The following is a 17709-nucleotide window of genomic DNA, read 5'->3' as shown; positions in this document are numbered from 1 at the left end:
CTCCTTACATTGCCGCAATCATCTTGAAAATCATTTTGGTAAAATTCAACAAGAGATTCAGCATAAAATTCCCCGCCAAGATCAAGGTCAAAAAAATCGCTAATAGTTTCGGCACAAAGCTCAACGTTTGTTCTTGGATTTGGGTAGTGGCTTGAAAAATACTGATCACCAATCCAACGAGCATGCCGACCAATAAGGCGGGGCCAGATATCGCTAGAATTCGAAGAAAGGCTTCCCTTAGCACATCAAGTACCATTTCTACTGTCATTTCCTCTTGGCTCCTTTCTTAGCGGCTATTGAAAGCTCTTGATCAGCGACTCCACGATCAGATACCAGCCATCCACTAAAACAAAAAGTAAGATCTTGAAGGGCAGTGAGATCATGATCGGCGACAGCATCATCATCCCCATCGACATCAAGATACTAGAGACGACCAGATCAATGATCAAAAAGGGGATAAAAATCAAAAAGCCGATACTGAAAGCCGTTCGTAACTCACTGATAATAAACGCCGGTACCATAACGGTCAGAGGAACATCGTCAGAAGAATGATACTTTTCGGTCTCCCCATCAGCTTCCGCAAACAAGGCAATGTCTTTTTCCCGTGTCTGTACCATCATAAAGGCCTTGATCCGTTTTTCTGAGCGGTCAAAGGCTTCGGCTTGGCTGATCTCTTGTCGATCAAACGGTTCAATCGCTTGCTGGTAGACGTCGGTATACACAGGTTTCATAATAAAAAATGTCAAGAATAAGGCCAACCCGATCAACACTTGATTGGGCGGGTTTTGCTGTGTACCTAACGAACTGCGCACAAAGGACAAAACCATGATGATACGAGTAAAAGAAGTCATCATGATCAGCAAGACTGGTAAAAGGGAAAGCAGCGTCAGCAACAAGAAAGTATTGATCGTATCACTTGAGCCATTCCCATTCGACAATAAATTGTTGATGGTGGAACTGACGTCTTCCGTGTCTAAGGCAAACGCCGTCTGCGGAAGCATCAGACTGCTGAAAAGGACCGCAGCCATGATCTTGATATTTCTGCCTTTGCTCTTCATTTTTGCTTGCCTCGTTTTCCAGCAATTTCCGCCTTGGCTTTGTTTAGCCATTCAGAAAAGTCTTTGCCAGCTTGCACTTGGGTGCTTTCTAGGCTTTGCTGTAAAAAAGCGGCCGTTTCTTCTGGCGTCAACTCTTTGATGATTTGGTTTTGCTGTTCAGAAAAGCTCATGACATAACATTTGTCCATGATTTGGACGATCCCGATCGAAGACGACTTGCTGACGGCGATTTTTTGCAAAATACGCAGCTGGTGATTGTGCTGGTTCGTGTAACGATTCAAATATTTCAAACTGATGTTGATCAAATAAAGAATAAGCAGCAAAAACCCAATCATTTTGACCAGCGATAAAAATGTTTCCATCAACATGCCTCTTTCTATTGGATCACTAAATCCGTCACATAAACATCCTTGGCGATTTCTGATCCGTATTCCTGATTAATTGTTTCTTTCAATGCTTTTTTTAAGTTCGGTACACTTTCGGCGGAGCTCAAAATACCGCTGGCCTTTTGTTGGCGCAATAAATTTACGACGCTGTCACGAATGACGGCCACATTTTTCGTGGCTTCCGCGCTTTTTTCCTCATCCGCCACTAAAATCGATAAATTGACCTTCATGTATTGCTGCTCTTGGTTGTCTTCTTTGGCCAGATTGACTAAAAATTCATCCAATGCCACGATCGCTTCGTCTGAGGAGATTTTGCTGCTGTCTTTTGCTGTTTCAGCAGCTGCTGTTTTTTCCCCCGTCAAAAAGTGATTCGTCACTAAGGTCCCGCCGATACTGCCGCCGACTACCACGATCAAGAGGATCGGCAGTAAAACAACCATACTCAAGCCTTTTTTCTCTTTTTCTGCTTTTGGTGCTTTTTCTTCTTTTGCCATCTTTCCCACCCTTACGTTTTCACTTGGTTCGAATGGATCACCGTATGATACTCGATCACCCGCTGCGCAACTTCTTGCGCAGCTTCCGTCACCACTAATGTTTTGCCGTCTGTCAGTGTGATCAATGTATCCGGCATTTCTTCGATCCGATAAATCAATGTTGGATTTAAATAGAATGGCTTACCATTCAATGCTGTCACTAGAATCATGGTCAAACTCCTCTCAATGGTGAAGCGTCACGTTCTTAACGTTTTAGATTCAATAATTCTTGCAGCATTTCATCAGAAGTCGTAATACTTCTTGAATTTGCTTGATAGGCACGGCTCGCAATGATCATTTCGGTAAATTCTGTCGAAAGATCGACATTGGACATTTCCAAGGCACCTGCTTGCAGCGTTCCTGCGCCATTGTTGCCAGGTCCTGCAACGATCGGATTCCCTGAGTTGCTGGTTTGGATATAGTTGTTGCCGCCGACTTTTTCTAAGCCTTCTGGGTTATTGAAGGTTGCGACACCGACTTTTCCCATCACAAAGGTTTGATTGCCGTATTTTGCCAACACTAAGCCATTGGCATCGATCGCCATGGAGTTATAGGTCAAGGTTTCCCCATTGACGGTCAGTGTGCTTGGGATCGACAAGGGAGATACCGCATCTTGTCCGCTCAATGCCGTGTTTTCATCAAAGTTGTCATCATAGACAACTGGTTGACCGCCATTGACTGAACGACCTAAGACTTGCATCCCATCACTATTGGTCAAGGTTCCGTTGCTGTCGCGCACGAATGCGCCATCTCGTGTGTAATAGGTTTCGCCATTTGCTCCTGGTCCTTGTACCATAAAGTAGCCCTGTCCGCTGATATAAAAATCCATGCTGCGACCTGTCGATTGCGGGGCACCGACTGTATTGATAGTATCGATGGAGCCCGTCTGAACCCCTAAACCGATCTGCGTTGCGTTGATCCCGCCTAAGCCATTGCCTGGCGCAGTTGCGTTAGACATCGTTTGGCTCATCATGTCTTGGAAAAGGACTCGACTTGATTTGAATCCAACCGTATTGACGTTGGCGATATTATTGGAAACCACGTCCATTTTCGTTTGAAGATTTTTCATTCCACTGACACCTGAATATAATGATCGTAACATGCTTGTTTTCCTCCTTATGGTTGGCGTATTTTCCTCTGTCATTCAGAAAATACTTGCAGCCCCTTTTCAGTCCAGCTGCTATTTGATAAATGTGGCGCTGTCAATATTGGTGACGGTGTGAAGCTCATTCATCCCCATCGCCGTAATGATGGTTCGTGAATGGACATCGGCGATCAAGCCCATATCTTTGTACACGAGCAGTGATTCTTTGCTGCCTTTTTCCGCGAGCTCACTAAGCGCCGTTGAAAGGGATTGATAATCATCGTCTTGTAAGGTCAATTCTCTTGCGGTCAAACGCTTTTGCGCATGATGGGAGACTTTGATGTCGTTTTGTTTTTGTTCAAGCATTGCAGAAAATGCTTGTTTGTCCACGGCTTTGCGGGGATGTTGATAAGGCTCTCCGGCAACTTTTTGCAGCCCCTGTTGAATCGTCAAACTCATTTTGCTTCGCCGCCAATCTCTTGGATCGCACTCATACTGTATTCTTTGCCATTTACGACGATCGTGGCGTAGCCATTGGCAAAACGGACCTTTTCGATGGTTCCTGACAATGTTTCTGTGCCGTCCATCAGGGTGACTTGTTTATTGATCAAGCTAAAGGCTTGCTGCTGTTGCTGTAAAATCACCGAGGTCGTCAACGTTTCGCTCAATTCATTCAAGCTCTCTAAGGTCGTAAATTGAACCAGTTGCGAGATATAGTCGGTGCTACCACCACCAGAAGAATCGCTGCCTCCCATCGATGGGTTGCTCATAGATGCGGCTAAGATCTTCAAAAAATCATCCATGGAGATATCTGAAGATTTTTTTGTTTGCGTTAATGCCGATGTATTGGCAATACCGGCCGCAGCTGCTGTAATTTCATCTGCCATAGGTCTCCTCCTTTACACTAAAATACTGATCGCATGATCGATCGGTGCTAATTGCGGCTCTTCTTCAGCCGTATTGCTTTGATGAAATGGCTTTTTGCTTTGTCCTTTTTGAGCCTGTAAAAAACGCTGTTGGTTTAACTGACTGTCACTTGCCATCATACTGCTGGCAAAGGATTGATTTGCCAGCGGACCAGCCTGCTGGACAGAAGCTAACGTAGGTTCTTTGATTGCTAGGATCGGCTGCTCTTGCTTTTGCAAAACTTGCTCTAGCTCATGCTTGATGGACAGCAATAATTCTTTGGCTTGTGGCTGCTGAACGGTCAGTTCTAAGCGGCTGCCTTGGTCATTCGTTTCTAGGGAAAGCTGGATCGTGCCTAATTTTTCGGGAACGAATTGCAGCGTGATTTTTTTCTCGCTTGCCGTGCTGCTCGTTTGGACGAGTTGGGTAGTCGCTTTTGCTAAGGGCAGGACCGCTTGTTCCATATTCGCTTTTGTTGGCGTTGGTCCTTGCTTGGTCAAAAGGGGAGAAACATCAAGCAGTTGCAGTGCTGGTGCCGCCATTTCATTGTCAGTTACTGCTGAAGAAGCAATGGCTTGTGCAGAAACAGCTTCCGCTTTTTTGGCGACTGTTTCATTCGTGCGTTGCAAGGTGCTAGTCGTATCCGTCGCTTGGTTGGTCACTGGCGACACTTGATTTAATGGTCCCGTTTGGCCCAATTGCGCGGTCCCTTCGTTGGACTGTTTCAGCTGTGCTTCTGTCGTCTGCGCAATCGCGGCTTTTGTTACTAAATCGATTTCCTTGAAAGTCGCGTTCCCTTTTGCCGTGGACTGCTCTTCGCTTACTAAGTCTTCTGGCAAAGGCGTTTCAAGCGTTGGTGCTGCGGCTTCACTTCTGTCATTTGTCATCAAATCCAGACCTTCAAGCGTAGACTCGGAGGGGTCGATGACTGTGGTGGCTACGTCTATTGGTGCTAAAGTTGCTGTGGCGCTCGTTTGGTTCTGCTCCGTCGTTGCCATTGATGCCTGTGGCGCTTCTTGAACCAAGCCTGCAAAAGGTGCCTGGCTGATCTGGCTCATTCCTGGCGCTTGTGTCGTTGCAGGTTGTTCGACTGCTGGAGTGATTTCTGGCTCCTGCGGCAGATGTTCCATACTGCTGGCAACCCCCATTTCTGGTGCGGCGGCGGTTTGCTCCGTCATCCCTGATGGTTCGATAGGGGCTGGCAGGTTGTTTTCGCTCTGTTCCGTCAGCTGTTGCATCAGCAAACTGAAGACTTCTGGTGACGCCTCCGTCTTTTTTGATTTGCTACCGACAGGTACAGCGGTTACGGCACTTGTTGTGATCTCTTTCATTGTTCACCTCCTCTCAGCTGATGCTTTGAAACCAAGGTCGTCTCATCACTAAAACCATTAGTGCTTTAAGAAAATAAGGCGCGATTGCCGAACTCATCCAATTGTTTTTGCTCTTCCAATTGCTGTTCATAGGTGTATTCAGCAAATTGTTTTTCTCGCAGTTTTTCCACGATCTTGCGTTCCTGCTGCGCTTCTACCACCACCGATAAAGACTCTGCCAATTCTTGCTTCACGTGAAACATTTTGTTCTGAACCTCATCGATGGTGGCATTCAAAGCAAGCAAATAGCGTTGCTGCACTTGCATCCGCCCAATGGTCATCTCATTGACATCAAAAAGCTGGGCTTTTTCCTGTGTCAGCGTATTCAGGTGCTGTTCTTGCTGAATCAACAATTGTTGTTTTTGGGCGTACGCCCGTTTGGCTTCTTGCTCAATGGTTTTTCGGTGATCCAATACTTTTTCTAAGGAAAAGTGAAATGCTTGCATAGCTGCTCCTTTATGATCTGTTTTACATGGTCGAACGCTGGCGCTCGATCAGCGCTTCTTCACTGAACAAATGCGCCAGTTCAAAAATCGTTTGTTCAAATGGGATCCGCTCATCCACTTTTTGCTGTAAAAACCGCAGGATGGGGTGATGCAGCGCGATCGCTTGGTCGGTCAACGCATTACTGCCGCTTTTGTAAGCACCGATATCGATCAAATCCTTGGCCTCTGCATAAACGGCCATGTTTTCTTTTAGTTCCCCCGCATGTTTATGCTGCTCCTCAGAAACGAGGGTCTTCATCAAACGGCTGAGGCTGTTTTGAATATCGATGGCAGGATAATGATTTTGAGCGGCGATTTTTCGGGACAACAGAATATGACCGTCAAGAATCCCCCGCACCGCATCAGCGATCGGTTCATTCATGTCATCCCCTTCTACCAAGACGGTATAAAAGGCCGTGATCGAACCTTTGTCCGACATCCCACTGCGTTCTAACAACTTCGGTAAAGCTGTAAACACAGAAGGGGTATAACCTTTGGTCGTCGGCGGCTCACCTGTCGATAGACCGATCTCCCGCTGCGCCATCGCAAAACGGGTCACCGAATCCATCATCAATACGACTTTCTTGCCTTGATCGCGGTAATACTCAGCGATCGCCGTTGCCACATGAGCCCCTTTTAGTCGTACGAGGGGTGGCATATCGGAGGTAGCACAGACAACGACCGACTTGCGGTAGCCTTCTGGTCCTAGATCATTTTCAATAAATTCTTTGACTTCTCGTCCTCGCTCGCCGATCAGGCCGATCACGATGACATCGGCTTCGCAATAACGAGCCAGCATCCCCAATAAGGTACTCTTACCGACCCCGCTGCCGGCAAAAATGCCGATCCGTTGGCCAAGGCCGACGGTCAAGAGACCATCGATCGCCCGGACACCTGTCGGCATGATCTCAGCGATTTTTTGACGACGAAAGGGGTCAGGAGAATCTTGACTAACTGGATATTCTGGCGCACTTTCCAGCTCCAGCGCCATATCTAACGGTCGCCCTAGTCCATCTAAGGTGTGCCCTAGCAGCGTATCATCGATTTTTACCGTCAACGATTTGCCAGTTGGCCGCACCAAACAGCCCGGTCCGATGCCTTCTAGCTGATCAAGGGGCATCAGGAGCACGGTTTTTTTCACAAAGCCCACGACTTCGGCTAAGGCTGTATGTGTCTTGTTTTGCAGTGCGACTTCACAGATTTCTCCTATGAAAACCGCCAGCCCTTCGACTTTGATCAACAGACCTACGACTTCGCTGACTTTGCCGTAAGTGGTAAAAAACGGCTGTGCTTGCGCTGTTTTGCGCAGCGCTGTGATCGGTAATTCAAACGTCATTCCTTCACACTGCTTTCTAGAAATTGGCTCAAAAAGCGAGCGATTTCTTTCCTCAGTTCAAAAACCACCAAGGCATTTTCAGATTCGATACAAAAATCATGTTCCGCCAAGCTGTCATCTGCCATGAGTAAATAGCGAAACCCGCTGATCGTCTGCTTTTTGGTTTCCAACAATTCTCGCAACCCTGCAAGATGCTGCTCTTGGCTGCGAACAGTCACAAATTGATCGGGTTGTTCAAATTGCCATAGCACAGACTCCACAAAAGGCAGGAAGCCTGCTTGCTCGTCTGTAAAACGTTGATTGATCAAGGCTTCGGCGATTGCCGTGCCGTAAGCGATCATTTCTTGCTTTTTCTCTGAGCGAAAGGTGTTGATTTCAGACACGGCTTCAGCGACATTGGCTTGGGCTTGTGTCATCAATGCTTGCGCGGCTTCTTTGCTGGCATTGAGTCCTTCTTGATAGCCTTGCTGAAAGCCATCTGCTTGTCCTGCTTGAAAGCCTTCCGTTCTCGCTTCTGCTAGAATTTGAGCTGCTTGCGCTTGTGCATCGGTCAAAATCTGCTGCTTCAAGGCTTCCATTTGCTGCAGATGCCGTTCCTGCTCCAACTGGCGTGCACGTCTAGCCGCTTGCAGTTCTGGATCCAAGCTCGGTTTCTCAATCGGCGCTTTGATGGTCGTATCCGTCAAAATACTGCGCGCAGCTTCAGTCGTTTTGACCGCCTGCTGCTTCAATAAACTGCTATTTGACCACTGCATCTTGGTCGCCCCTTCCGATGTAGATCTCACCGGTTTCATCTAGCCGTCGAATCACAGCCACCACACTTTGTTGGGCTTCTTCTACAGCAGACAAGCGGGTAGGACCCATAAATTGAATTTCTTCTTGCAGATTTTCCACCGCCCGTGATGAGAGGTTGGAGAAAATAAAGTTCTTGATGTCATCGGTCGTGCCTTTAAGCGCTAAGACTAACACATCGTTTTGAACATCTCGTAAGACTTTTTGAACATCCAAGCGATCGAGGGTCACGATATCCTCGAAAGTAAACAAGCTGGATTTCACTTCGTTGGATAGTTCCGGTTGCCGCTTTTCTAAGTCGTTCAAAATGTTCTTTTCGGTGCTGCGGCTGACTGAGTTCAAGATTTCTACCAGTGTGTGCACACCACCGACATTTTCCGTATCGTTCTCAATGTAATTCGAGAATTTGTTCTCGATCACTTTTTCGATCCGTTCGATCACCAAAGGCGACGTACTGGAGATCGTTCCGATCCGTTCAGCGATCTCCACTTGCAAATGATCGGGAAACTGTGACAAGACGCTGGCCGCTTTGTCCGGCTGCATGTAGCACAAAATCAACGCTACCGTTTGTGGATGTTCGCCGATCAACAGATTGGTCAACTGTTGAACATCGGCTTTGCGAGCGATATTAAAGGGCCGTTCCCGCAGCTGGATCTGAGTCAATACGTCAATGACTTCTTTGGCTTTTTGAGGGCCTAATGCTTGGTTCAGCAAATTTTTGGCATAATCGATCCCGCCGTCTAAGACATATTTGCGGGCCGTTGCGGTATGAGAAAATTCCTCCAACACTTGATCCCGCTCTTCGGGACTGACAAAGTCGATATTGGCGATCTCATAGCTCACCTTTTGTATAAATGATTCTGGCAGCAGCTTCATGATCTTTGCAGAGGTATCTGATCCTAGAGAGATCAGAAGAATCGCTGCTTTTTTTACCCCGTCTATTGTATCCATGGCTGCCCCCTTATTTTTCTTTCATCCAAGCTTTGATCAATTCCGCCGCTACTTCAGGATTGCTTTCGGCATAATTTCTAGCCGTTTGATCCAATGTTGGTTCTCCTGAATGTTCTGCTGCGGCTTCTTGTGTGGATGCTTCTGGCACCGCTGGTTTCGTTTCAGCAGACCGATTGCCGACACCGCCAAAAACGACTTCTTGTGCAACTGGGTTACTCGCTCCGGTGCTGACTGCGGACGGTTGTGCAAAGGAGACCATCTCCTCCGTCACATCGACTTCCAGCTCGTCTTCTTTGCGTCGGCGTCGGATCACGCCAACGATCATTAAGATCACCAAGAACAAGGTCAACACGATACCGCCGATGATGGCGTACTTGAGATAACCTTTGGCAGCTGCAATCGGTTCATTCCCTTGCGGATCAGCGGCTGGATCAACCTCTGCTTGGGCAAAGTCAAATCCTTGGATCGCGATTTGATCACCACGGTCATTGTCATAGCCGACGGCACTAGCAATCAACTGCTGCAATTCTGCTTGATCCGCTTGCGAAAGGTTCGCATTGATCACGATCGAGCTGGTCATTCGTTCGATCATGCCAGGGGCCGTAATGGTCGTGGTGGTCTCGGTATCCAATTCGTTTTCCACCGAACGGCTGTAGGAATTGTTTCCCTCTCCATCCGTGCCCGTCACATTGGAGACATTGTCATCCACCGTCCCTGATTGGGCTTCTTGGACGGTCCCTTGCGAACCAGCAGCCTGCACTGTCTCACTCTTGATCTCTGGGTCATCATAAGTAACTTTCTTCCGCTCGATCGAGTCAAAATTCAAGTCTAAATTGATCGACACTTGGAATTTGTCTGCACCATAGATCGGTGTCAGCAACTTCGCTACTTTTTCTTCTAACGTTTTTTCATAGGAATCTTTGATGGCAATGTATTTATTGTTTAAGCCACTTAATTGACTGGCTTCATCTTCGGTTCTCGTCAAGGTATTGCCCGCGCTATCAACGACTTTTACATTTTCAGGCTTCAGCTTTTCCACTGCGCCGGAAGTCAAGGTAACGATTCCTTGCACGGACTCGTCTGAGATCTGCTGATTTTTCAAGGTCAACACGATAGAGGCGGTTGGCGCACTTTCCTCCGAAGAAAAGACACTTTCTTCTGGCATCACGAGTAAAACTTTGGCGGATTTGACCGCATCGATCGACTCGATTGCTCGTTGCAGTTCGCCCGTTACTGCCCGCTGATACATGATCTTGCGGTCTTCGTCCGTTGTCATCATGTTGGCATCATCAAATAATTCAAAGCCTGTACTGGTATTTGGTAACTTATTGTCCACGGCAAGATTGATGCGGTATTCATCGACTTGGTCTTTATCGATCAAAATCGTCGTCCCATTGTCGGCTAATTTGTAGGCGATCTGCTGTTCCTCCAAATCCTTGCTGATCGTTCCCGCATCGGCATCGCTTAGATCCGTAAACAAGATACCGTATTCAATTCGCGTATTTAAATAATAAACAGCTGCTGTGATTCCGAGAACGCTGATAACGGAAAGAACAACGATCATTTTCTTTAAAGAGCTTTGCATTTGCCAACGGTCTTTGAGTTGTTCTGTCCATTCTTTCACTTTATCCATCATTTATCCTTATTCCCTCACCCACTGCTAAAACTGCATATTTTTCACGTCATTGTAAGCTTCTAAACACTTGTTTCGTACTTGAACGGCTGTTTGTAGCGCCAGTTGCGCCTCCGTCATACGAATCATCACATTGCCTAGATCGCTTTCATCGCCGGTGATCAAATTTACAGTATCTTGATCCATGACCGCCGTTTTTTGATTCAACTGATCGACCGCATGGGTCAAGTAAGAAGAAAACTGATTTTCCTTGGCGCCTGCAACACTGGTCTCGTTTGAAGCAGCCCCCGTGCCTAGTGTCCGCAAAACGTTTTGGTAGTCTGTTAATCCTGTCGTTAAAAGTCCATCCATTTTCTCGTTACCCCTTTGATATTTCTAATGCTTTTTTCAAGATCGTTTTATTCATTTCTGAAGCAGAAACATTGGCTTCGTACGTTCGAACCGCTTGCAACATTGCCACCATTTCATCGGCAATATCCACATTTGATTGACCGACATATCCCTCGTCGTTGGCAGCGGGATTGGTAGGATCATAGGTCAGCTTTTCTGTCTCATCGGCAGCGATCCCCGTCACTTTGACACCGTATGTAGCCGGTGTACCTTCACGGCTATTTTTTAAATTTTCTGAAAAAAGAATACTCTTTTTTTGATAAGCCGCGGTTGTTTGTGTTTGATTCGTATTTACATTTGCGATATTGCTGGAGATCGTATCTAGTTTTAACCGTTCCAATGCTAGACCGCTCGCGTTGATCGTTAGTCCGTTAAACATACCCATTTATTTTTCCTGCGCTTTCTATCAATTACTCAATACAAGGTTCATCATTTGCAAGCGTCCGTTGACTTGTGCGGTCAATGCACTGTAATATAACCCATTGGCTGCTTGATCCAACATCTCCACTTCAAGATCCACGTTATTGCCGTTGTCTTTGATGCTGGTAGTTGCATTTTCAGTGATTTTCGGTTTTACTTGAGAAACTGACGCTTCGGTTGCAGCGTCGGTCCCTGACGAAGCGAGTGCCTGCTTTAATTCGCTTTCAAACACGATGCGTTTTGCTTTGTACCCATCCGTGTTGACATTGGCGATATTAGACGAAATCAATTCTGCACGTTGTGCAGAAACGTTCATGGCTGTTTTTAATAAATCATAGGTATCCAACAATAATTGCTCCTTCCACCTTCTGTACCAAACGTTTTTTTCATCGATGGAACAGAAACAAATATATTTATTGATTTTTTTGTTATAGATTAAAAAAACAAGAAGACGTGATGTCATTATAGTAGAATTGTTTTTATTTTACAATTTGATTTTTGCAACTTTACGGATATGACATTTAAGTTACAGGTATGTTATGTTATTTGTTAAACACTGTTTCATCGCAATTTCGTCCCCAGTTATAAAAAGTAAATGATCGATATAAAGCGTTTTACAAGCATATCTATACTTTTTGATCAAAATCATTTTTTTGATAAAAAAACAAGCATTATTCGAAAAATTGATTAAAATATTTTCATTTGTGTTTGATGGTATGACAAACCCTGAGAAACACTTCACGAAAAAAAACGGTACCATCTATAAATATTCACAAAAATTGCAAGCTGTACCATTTCAAAAATTTGACGAAAATTTTCAAAAAAAGAACAAAAAAAAGAGAAGCAGAAAATTTATTTTAGTTATTTTTTGGATTATTTTTTTTTGCTATTAAGAATGATTTTAATTCACCGATAAAATAAATGAGGGTTTAAAACCTGGAAATAGAATTTAGGAGGACGCAACAAATGGATTTTTTCTTGCTGATCGGTATTATTTTAGGATTGATATCTGTGGTGGTTGGGATGATTGTAAAAGGTGCCAATGTGGCCGTTTTGATTAATCCGGCAGCCGCGATTATCATTTTCGTCGGTGTGATCGCAGCCGTTATCAATTCATTTCCCAGCAGTGATATCAAAAAAATCCCGAAGATCTTCGGCGTTCTGCTGAAAAATAAAGAATACGACTTAAAAACAACCATCAATACCATCGTTGAATTAGCCAACCAAGCTCGGCGCGATGGCCTACTATCTCTTGAAGGTGCTATCCAAAACTTAGAAGATCCTTTTTTAAAAAAGGGCTTGGAAATGGTGGTGGATGGCATCGCTGCCGAACAGATCCAAGAAATCATGGAAAATGAGATCTATGGGATCGAAGAACGGCATCGCATCGGCTCGGCTATTTTTAAAACCGCCGGCACGAGTTCCCCGACCTTAGGGGTGTTAGGAGCCGTGATCGGACTGATTGGGGCGCTAGGCAATTTAGAGGATGTAGAAGCACTGGGTCATATGATCTCGGCGGCTTTCGTGGCGACCCTTTACGGTATTTTCTTCGGTTATGTGCTGTTCATTCCCTTTAGTTCACGACTGACCTTAAAATCGGAGCAAGAGGTCCAAATGATGTCGATCATCGTGGAAGGGGTCTTAGCGATCCAAGCCGGACAATCACCGAAAAGCATTGAGAAAAAATTATACAGCTTGATCGATCCGAAAAAACGGCAAGAACAATTATAAAGGGTGAAGCGACATGAAACGAAAAAAGAAACATGAAGAACATGTAGACGAAGCGTGGCTTTTGCCTTACTCGGATATGTTGACCTTACTGCTGGCTTTGTTCATCGTCATGTTTGCCATGGCGAAAGTCGATGATGAGAAGTTCCAAGAAATCCGAAGCGAATTCGGCACCATCCTTTCCAGCCACCACAGCAATGCCTCCGTCATCGGGTCAGTGATCGATATGGGCGAGACCACGCCGCGAAAAAAAGCCGCCACTTCTGCCGAAGCACAAGCGCAAGAAGCAGCAGTTCGGACCCAACTGGAAAATCAACAGCTAGAAAAAATCAGCGACCAGCTGTCACAAGAACTCGCCGCTTCTGGCTTAAAAGACCAGACAGAAGTTCGCTTGGAATCTGATGGCTTGCATATCACGTTAGCTAGCAGTATTTTGTTTGCCTCTGGCAGCGCCGAGATCACGGACACCACTCGTCAGTCACTGGATCTACTCTCGGACTCACTGAAAAAACTAAAAGCTAACAAAATCGTGATCGCCGGGCATACCGATAACGTACCGGAAAAAGGCAATGGCCGCTACCAATCTAACTGGGATCTTAGTTCCGCTCGGGCCATTACCGTTATGGAATACTTCATCAGCAAAGGCGCTGTTTTAGAAAAAAATGCTGCCATTCAAGCCTTTGCCGATACCGAACCGAAAGCCGATAACAACACCCCCCAAGGCCGCTCGGAAAACCGCCGCGTGGAGATGATCATTCAGCGGACTGAAACGGCACAATAGTCCGTAATAAGGTTTTATAAATATCATTATGAATAGCCAAGACGACCAATATCCGTCTTGGCTTTTTTGTAGTCTCCTATTCACTAAACAAAAATCACCCACGAGCCATTCTTGCGAATAGCTGATGAGTGATTTTTTTGCTTGGTTTATTTTTCCACTTCAAAACGATTGGTCAATCGCTTCAACTCTTCTGCAATGTCTCTGAGGTCTGCCACATGGTTGGTAAATTCATCCATGGTTGCCAAGACTTCTTCTGCATTTGCGGAAACTTCTTGTGTACCAGCGGCATTTTCTTCCGTTGATGCGGAAATGTTTTCTAAGTTTTCCAGTACACTGTTTTGAATATTTTCGATACGGGCACTGGCTGCTTCAATATGATGGATGCCTTCGATCATATAGCTGCTGCGTTGGAAAACTTCTTTTGAAGACGAGATCGCTTCTTTGATCAAGTTGGTTTGGCGAACGCCACCTTTGACAGACGCCGACGTTTGTTTAACCATTTGACTAGATTGCTCACGAATTTCTTCAATGATCGCTTCGATCTCTTTGGTAGAGGCTTTGCTTTGTTCCGCCAATTTACGGATCTCAGCAGCCACGACGGCAAAGCCTTTGCCCGACTCGCCAGCACTTGCGGCTTCGATCGATGCATTCAAGGCTAGCAAGTTGGTTTGGTAAGAAATATCGTTGATGACCCCAATGATCGAGTTGATATTTTGGATACTATCATTCATTCCCGTCATGTTCGACATCAAGCGCTCCATCTGTGCCAACTCTTGTCGCCAGCTGTCATCGACTTGATCCATGATCGTTAAGTTTTCTTGATTGATCTTCGTAGATTCTTGTGACTTGCTGCTCATGCCGCCAACATTTTCTCGTAATTCTTTCACGACTTGCGACAGATTTTGCATTTGTGACACGCTGTATTCTGTTTCTTGGGCTTGAGCACCGGTCACTTCAGCTATCCCCGTAATGGTTTGAGAGACTTCTTCTGTCGCAATATTGGTTTGTTTTGACAATTCTAATAAAGAATCCGACATTCCTGCGACACTGTTGCTTTCTTTTTGTACTTTTTGGATCAATGCACCCGTGCCTTCGATCATCACATTGTAATTGTCCGCCATTTGCTGGATCTCATTGCCTGCTTTGTCTGGATATACAACTCGGCGTGCCAATTGATCCCATGTCCATTTTTCGCCTTTGGCTCTTTTGGTTTTGCTCATCTTCTCTAGTTTGCCTTCACCGACTTTTCTAAAGTAACGATTGAAGCAATCGATGATCGCTGCGACTACTTTGATCGCGGCATAAGAAACCAGTCCTACAAAGAGCAGCATCAAAATCGTAACGATAATGGTGGTGCGGACTAAAGCTCCTAGCTCTTTGTCTAGATCACTAGCTTTGACTTCGGAGTACGCCCAAACATTGGAATCAGCAGACTTGTCATACAACACATCGTTGACTTTATTCGAGTCGCCTAAACCAACCATGCCTGTCGGGTTTTTAGCTTCTTTGATTTTTTGGAATACTTCTTCTTCTTTGATATTCTTACCGATTTGTTTGGTGTTTTTTGAGGTCACGATGACCCCAGATTCTGAAACTAAGGTGACATTCCCAGTCCGCCCTACGGTAAAGGAAGACAAGATGTTTTGAATGCTTTCATAGGAAACATCGACGCTTAAAACCCCCACTTGATTATGGGAGTTTTTGACCCTGATCGAAGCCGACGTCACAAATTGATTCGACACCGTATCTAAATAAGGTGCTGTCCAATAGACTTCTCCTTCGGCTTTAACGGCCCCTTTGTACCATGGTCGAATCGTGGGCTTATAATCATCTGGTAAGGGATTGAAGGTCACATACTCATCATCTTCTGTTCCAAAAGTCACCGCTAAGAAGCTGTTGCTTCCAGCAATCGCTAAAGAAAGATCTGAACGGATGCGTCCCATACTGAATTCTGTTTTCATCGCTGGCAGTTCAGCCATTGATTTCAATTTGCTTTCCGTCGATCGGCGCAAACTCTTTTCTTCCGCCAAGATCAAATTGACGGCACTTTCTTTGTTCAAATCATTTCGTTCAATCAATAAGTTCTTGGTGGTTAAATAGGAACTTGTCAGCATGACAATGATCGGGATCCCCGCAACCAGCATCAAGGTGATCATCACATAAATTCCTATCGTCTTTTTTCTTTTTTTCACAACTGTGCCACTCCTTCATTTCCAATTTCACACAATCCACTGAAGACTCGTCCGTAGACGACCCTTAGTAAGGATAATCGGTCATTTCTTTGAATAATTAAGAGGATTCATTGTCAGAAACGGCTGCAAGCGCATTTTCTTTTTTGCTAAGGCTTACGGTTGCTGTTGTAACGAATAGAAAAGCTCCTCAGTCATAAAGGAGCGTTGCGACTGCATAAAAATAGCCAGCACGGAAGTTTCCGCACTGGCTGTAGGGTCCCATTTAATGGGACTGCTTTTTATTATCTATAACTCTTTGATGACAGCTTTTTCTTCCGCCGTCAAAGCGAAATCAAAGAGCGCTAAATTTTCGGCTTGATGTTTTTCTGAATGGGATTTCGGAATCACGATCACCCCACGCTCGATTTGGTAACGCAAGACCACTTGGCTCCAGGTTTTTTGATATGCTTCACCGATTTGGGTCAAGGTTTCCCGTGCCGCTTCCGAAATCCCGGAAAGCGGACCCCAGGCTTCTGGCACTACCTGATTGGCTAAGGAATAGGCGATGATCGCATCATTCCACTTGCCTGGATGCGATTCGATCTGATTGACCGCTGGTTTGATCCGACTGTTTGCCAATAAATAGCTAAGTTCTTCTTCTTGGAAATTGGACACCCCGATCGCTTTTAAGACTCCTTTATCGACATAAGCCTCAAGAACCGCCCAGACAGCGGCGATCTCTGCCAAGTTGTCCCACGGATGATGGATTAAATAAAGATCGATCGATTCCGTCTGCAAGGCTGCTAAACTCGCTTCGACAGACGCTTTCACGGCAGCTGCATCTTGCGTATGCTGTGGTTTGCCAGGAATCTTAGAAGTCAGGAAAAATTCGCTGCGGTCGATCCCGCTTTCCTTGATGGCTTTGCCTACCACGGCTTCGTTGCGATAAGAAATCGCCGTATCAAAATGCCGATACCCAAGCTTGATGGCAGTCAATAGCTCTGTCGTATCATCATTGATCGCACCTTGGTATTCTCGGTTTTCTTTCCCAAATGTATTCGTCCCACTGCCGATCACTGGAATCTGAATGCCGGTATTCAATTCAATCGTTTCCATGTTGCTCCCCCCTTTGTGTTGTTTCTAGTCTATCAAAAAAGCAGGAGTAAGGGGAAGAAAAACTCTTATTGCCGCTAAAAAACGGGGAAAAGCACAAAACGCATGTTCAAGCTGCCCCTCCTCCGTTATACTGAGGGTAAGACACGAAACACCCAAATAAGGAGGGTTACTTTTGAAAAAAACACTATTTTTTCTTTGTGGATCACTGACATTCGGTTTAGGTACGTTAGGAATCTTTTTGCCTTTCTTACCTACAACCGTCTTTTACTTGCTGACGGCTTATTTCTGGCTGCGGAGTTCCGATACCTATTATCAACGCTTGGTTCAATCAGAAAATTATCAAAAATACATTGAAAAACCACTCGTACAAAAACAGCTGAGCACCAAAGGAATGCTCCGGATGTTTGCCATGATGCTGATAGTCTTTGCAATTCCTGCACTATTGATCTCCAATCTGCTGGTACGTTTCGTCCTCGCTGCCATCTACCTCGCCCATGTCATTGGGATCACTTGGTATTTAAAAGGACGCAAACCTGCGATCCAAAAAACGGATCAGCCCCTGTAAGTAC

General features: G+C 45.4%; 22 protein-coding genes. 3 read left to right on the top strand and 19 right to left on the bottom strand.

Annotation, left to right across the window (positions count from 1 at the left end; translation table 11 throughout):
* Nucleotides 1–4 precede the first annotated feature (4 nt).
* The 17 genes from fliQ to flgB form a co-directional block, all read right to left on the bottom strand.
* Nucleotides 5–268: a flagellar biosynthesis protein FliQ gene (fliQ, locus tag IGI84_RS00590; protein ID WP_005226613.1), complete on the bottom strand. Its 264-nt coding sequence runs from the start codon at nucleotides 266–268 to the stop codon at nucleotides 5–7.
* A gap of 25 nt (nucleotides 269–293) precedes the next feature.
* Nucleotides 294–1058, bottom strand: a complete 765-nt coding sequence (gene fliP, locus IGI84_RS00585; RefSeq protein WP_086293565.1) for a flagellar type III secretion system pore protein FliP — start codon at nucleotides 1056–1058, stop codon at nucleotides 294–296.
* Entirely contained in the window at nucleotides 1055–1420 is a 366-nt protein-coding gene (locus IGI84_RS00580; protein WP_005231716.1) for a flagellar biosynthetic protein FliO, read from the bottom strand. The genes fliP and IGI84_RS00580 overlap by 4 nt, the downstream gene beginning before the upstream one ends.
* A gap of 14 nt (nucleotides 1421–1434) precedes the next feature.
* The gene (locus tag IGI84_RS00575; protein ID WP_005472968.1) at nucleotides 1435–1938 is read right to left on the bottom strand and encodes a flagellar basal body-associated FliL family protein; all 504 of its coding nucleotides are present in this window, start codon (nucleotides 1936–1938) and stop codon (nucleotides 1435–1437) included.
* 11 nt (nucleotides 1939–1949) lie between these two features.
* The gene (locus tag IGI84_RS00570) at nucleotides 1950–2147 is read right to left on the bottom strand and encodes a flagellar FlbD family protein (protein ID WP_005226609.1); all 198 of its coding nucleotides are present in this window, start codon (nucleotides 2145–2147) and stop codon (nucleotides 1950–1952) included.
* Nucleotides 2148–2182: 35 nt separating this feature from the next.
* Nucleotides 2183–3079: a flagellar hook-basal body complex protein gene (locus IGI84_RS00565; RefSeq protein ID WP_010748537.1), complete on the bottom strand. Its 897-nt coding sequence runs from the start codon at nucleotides 3077–3079 to the stop codon at nucleotides 2183–2185.
* A 78-nt stretch (nucleotides 3080–3157) separates the two neighbouring features.
* Entirely contained in the window at nucleotides 3158–3520 is a 363-nt protein-coding gene (locus IGI84_RS00560) for a flagellar protein (protein ID WP_368255663.1), read from the bottom strand.
* Entirely contained in the window at nucleotides 3517–3948 is a 432-nt protein-coding gene (locus IGI84_RS00555) for a flagellar hook capping FlgD N-terminal domain-containing protein (RefSeq protein ID WP_003129052.1), read from the bottom strand. The genes IGI84_RS00560 and IGI84_RS00555 overlap by 4 nt, the downstream gene beginning before the upstream one ends.
* 12 nt (nucleotides 3949–3960) lie before the next feature.
* Nucleotides 3961–5298, bottom strand: coding sequence for a flagellar hook-length control protein FliK (locus IGI84_RS00550; RefSeq protein ID WP_430600596.1), 1338 nt, complete (start codon nucleotides 5296–5298; stop codon nucleotides 3961–3963).
* A 65-nt stretch (nucleotides 5299–5363) separates the two neighbouring features.
* On the bottom strand, nucleotides 5364–5783 hold the full coding sequence (fliJ, locus tag IGI84_RS00545) for a flagellar export protein FliJ (RefSeq protein ID WP_005226592.1): 420 nt from the start codon (nucleotides 5781–5783) through the stop codon (nucleotides 5364–5366).
* 22 nt (nucleotides 5784–5805) lie between these two features.
* Entirely contained in the window at nucleotides 5806–7158 is a 1353-nt protein-coding gene (gene fliI, locus IGI84_RS00540; protein WP_005226590.1) for a flagellar protein export ATPase FliI, read from the bottom strand.
* Entirely contained in the window at nucleotides 7155–7913 is a 759-nt protein-coding gene (locus IGI84_RS00535; RefSeq protein WP_081117649.1) for a hypothetical protein, read from the bottom strand. Before IGI84_RS00535 ends, fliI begins: the two co-directional genes overlap by 4 nt.
* Entirely contained in the window at nucleotides 7897–8901 is a 1005-nt protein-coding gene (fliG, locus tag IGI84_RS00530) for a flagellar motor switch protein FliG (protein WP_005226586.1), read from the bottom strand. Before fliG ends, IGI84_RS00535 begins: the two co-directional genes overlap by 17 nt.
* Nucleotides 8902–8911: 10 nt before the next feature.
* Complete coding sequence (gene fliF, locus IGI84_RS00525; RefSeq protein ID WP_220426375.1) at nucleotides 8912–10534, bottom strand: flagellar basal-body MS-ring/collar protein FliF; 1623 nt, start codon at nucleotides 10532–10534, stop codon at nucleotides 8912–8914.
* A 27-nt stretch (nucleotides 10535–10561) separates the two neighbouring features.
* A complete protein-coding gene (gene fliE / locus IGI84_RS00520; RefSeq protein WP_081117647.1) occupies nucleotides 10562–10885 on the bottom strand; it encodes a flagellar hook-basal body complex protein FliE in 324 nt (107 codons plus the stop codon).
* Nucleotides 10886–10892: 7 nt separating this feature from the next.
* On the bottom strand, nucleotides 10893–11309 hold the full coding sequence (gene flgC / locus IGI84_RS00515; protein WP_003129038.1) for a flagellar basal body rod protein FlgC: 417 nt from the start codon (nucleotides 11307–11309) through the stop codon (nucleotides 10893–10895).
* A 21-nt stretch (nucleotides 11310–11330) separates the two neighbouring features.
* Complete coding sequence (gene flgB, locus IGI84_RS00510) at nucleotides 11331–11690, bottom strand: flagellar basal body rod protein FlgB (protein ID WP_017144455.1); 360 nt, start codon at nucleotides 11688–11690, stop codon at nucleotides 11331–11333.
* Between the two features lie 620 nt (nucleotides 11691–12310).
* On the opposite strand from flgB, the gene motA reads away from it, so the two are divergent.
* Both motA and IGI84_RS00500 read left to right on the top strand, forming a co-directional pair.
* Nucleotides 12311–13075: a flagellar motor stator protein MotA gene (motA, locus tag IGI84_RS00505; RefSeq protein ID WP_005232810.1), complete on the top strand. Its 765-nt coding sequence runs from the start codon at nucleotides 12311–12313 to the stop codon at nucleotides 13073–13075.
* Between the two features lie 13 nt (nucleotides 13076–13088).
* On the top strand, nucleotides 13089–13853 hold the full coding sequence (locus tag IGI84_RS00500) for an OmpA/MotB family protein (RefSeq protein ID WP_086293555.1): 765 nt from the start codon (nucleotides 13089–13091) through the stop codon (nucleotides 13851–13853).
* A gap of 146 nt (nucleotides 13854–13999) precedes the next feature.
* On the opposite strand, the gene IGI84_RS00495 is transcribed toward IGI84_RS00500, so the two are convergent.
* Both IGI84_RS00495 and IGI84_RS00490 read right to left on the bottom strand, forming a co-directional pair.
* A complete protein-coding gene (locus IGI84_RS00495) occupies nucleotides 14000–16045 on the bottom strand; it encodes a methyl-accepting chemotaxis protein (protein WP_005226571.1) in 2046 nt (681 codons plus the stop codon).
* Between the two features lie 285 nt (nucleotides 16046–16330).
* Nucleotides 16331–17140: an aldo/keto reductase family protein gene (locus IGI84_RS00490; RefSeq protein WP_086293553.1), complete on the bottom strand. Its 810-nt coding sequence runs from the start codon at nucleotides 17138–17140 to the stop codon at nucleotides 16331–16333.
* A gap of 172 nt (nucleotides 17141–17312) precedes the next feature.
* Here IGI84_RS00490 and IGI84_RS00485 point away from each other — a divergent pair, with 172 nt between their 5' ends.
* Nucleotides 17313–17705, top strand: a complete 393-nt coding sequence (locus IGI84_RS00485; RefSeq protein ID WP_086293551.1) for a YbaN family protein — start codon at nucleotides 17313–17315, stop codon at nucleotides 17703–17705.
* Nucleotides 17706–17709: the final 4 nt, after the last annotated feature.

Source organism: Enterococcus sp. DIV0008 (assembly GCF_050542615.1).
In the GTDB taxonomy this organism is placed as follows: domain Bacteria; phylum Bacillota; class Bacilli; order Lactobacillales; family Enterococcaceae; genus Enterococcus_D; species Enterococcus_D innesii.
This window is presented reverse-complemented; position numbering and strand designations above follow the sequence as displayed.

Excerpts from the sequence above, each read along its gene's own strand:
- fliQ (WP_005226613.1), bottom strand. The coding sequence starts at position 268 with ATGACAGTAGAAATGGTACTTGATGTGCTAAGGGAAGCCTTTCTTCGA.
- fliP (WP_086293565.1), bottom strand. The coding sequence starts at position 1,058 with ATGAAGAGCAAAGGCAGAAATATCAAGATCATGGCTGCGGTCCTTTTC.
- IGI84_RS00580 (WP_005231716.1), bottom strand. The coding sequence starts at position 1,420 with ATGGAAACATTTTTATCGCTGGTCAAAATGATTGGGTTTTTGCTGCTT.
- IGI84_RS00575 (WP_005472968.1), bottom strand. The coding sequence starts at position 1,938 with ATGGCAAAAGAAGAAAAAGCACCAAAAGCAGAAAAAGAGAAAAAAGGC.
- IGI84_RS00570 (WP_005226609.1), bottom strand. The coding sequence starts at position 2,147 with ATGATTCTAGTGACAGCATTGAATGGTAAGCCATTCTATTTAAATCCA.
- IGI84_RS00565 (WP_010748537.1), bottom strand. The coding sequence starts at position 3,079 with ATGTTACGATCATTATATTCAGGTGTCAGTGGAATGAAAAATCTTCAA.
- IGI84_RS00560 (WP_368255663.1), bottom strand. The coding sequence starts at position 3,520 with ATGAGTTTGACGATTCAACAGGGGCTGCAAAAAGTTGCCGGAGAGCCT.
- IGI84_RS00555 (WP_003129052.1), bottom strand. The coding sequence starts at position 3,948 with ATGGCAGATGAAATTACAGCAGCTGCGGCCGGTATTGCCAATACATCG.
- IGI84_RS00550 (WP_430600596.1), bottom strand. The coding sequence starts at position 5,298 with ATGAAAGAGATCACAACAAGTGCCGTAACCGCTGTACCTGTCGGTAGC.
- fliJ (WP_005226592.1), bottom strand. The coding sequence starts at position 5,783 with ATGCAAGCATTTCACTTTTCCTTAGAAAAAGTATTGGATCACCGAAAA.
- fliI (WP_005226590.1), bottom strand. The coding sequence starts at position 7,158 with ATGACGTTTGAATTACCGATCACAGCGCTGCGCAAAACAGCGCAAGCA.
- IGI84_RS00535 (WP_081117649.1), bottom strand. The coding sequence starts at position 7,913 with ATGCAGTGGTCAAATAGCAGTTTATTGAAGCAGCAGGCGGTCAAAACG.
- fliG (WP_005226586.1), bottom strand. The coding sequence starts at position 8,901 with ATGGATACAATAGACGGGGTAAAAAAAGCAGCGATTCTTCTGATCTCT.
- fliF (WP_220426375.1), bottom strand. The coding sequence starts at position 10,534 with ATGGATAAAGTGAAAGAATGGACAGAACAACTCAAAGACCGTTGGCAA.
- fliE (WP_081117647.1), bottom strand. The coding sequence starts at position 10,885 with ATGGATGGACTTTTAACGACAGGATTAACAGACTACCAAAACGTTTTG.
- flgC (WP_003129038.1), bottom strand. The coding sequence starts at position 11,309 with ATGGGTATGTTTAACGGACTAACGATCAACGCGAGCGGTCTAGCATTG.
- motA (WP_005232810.1), top strand. The coding sequence starts at position 12,311 with ATGGATTTTTTCTTGCTGATCGGTATTATTTTAGGATTGATATCTGTG.
- IGI84_RS00500 (WP_086293555.1), top strand. The coding sequence starts at position 13,089 with ATGAAACGAAAAAAGAAACATGAAGAACATGTAGACGAAGCGTGGCTT.
- IGI84_RS00490 (WP_086293553.1), bottom strand. The coding sequence starts at position 17,140 with ATGGAAACGATTGAATTGAATACCGGCATTCAGATTCCAGTGATCGGC.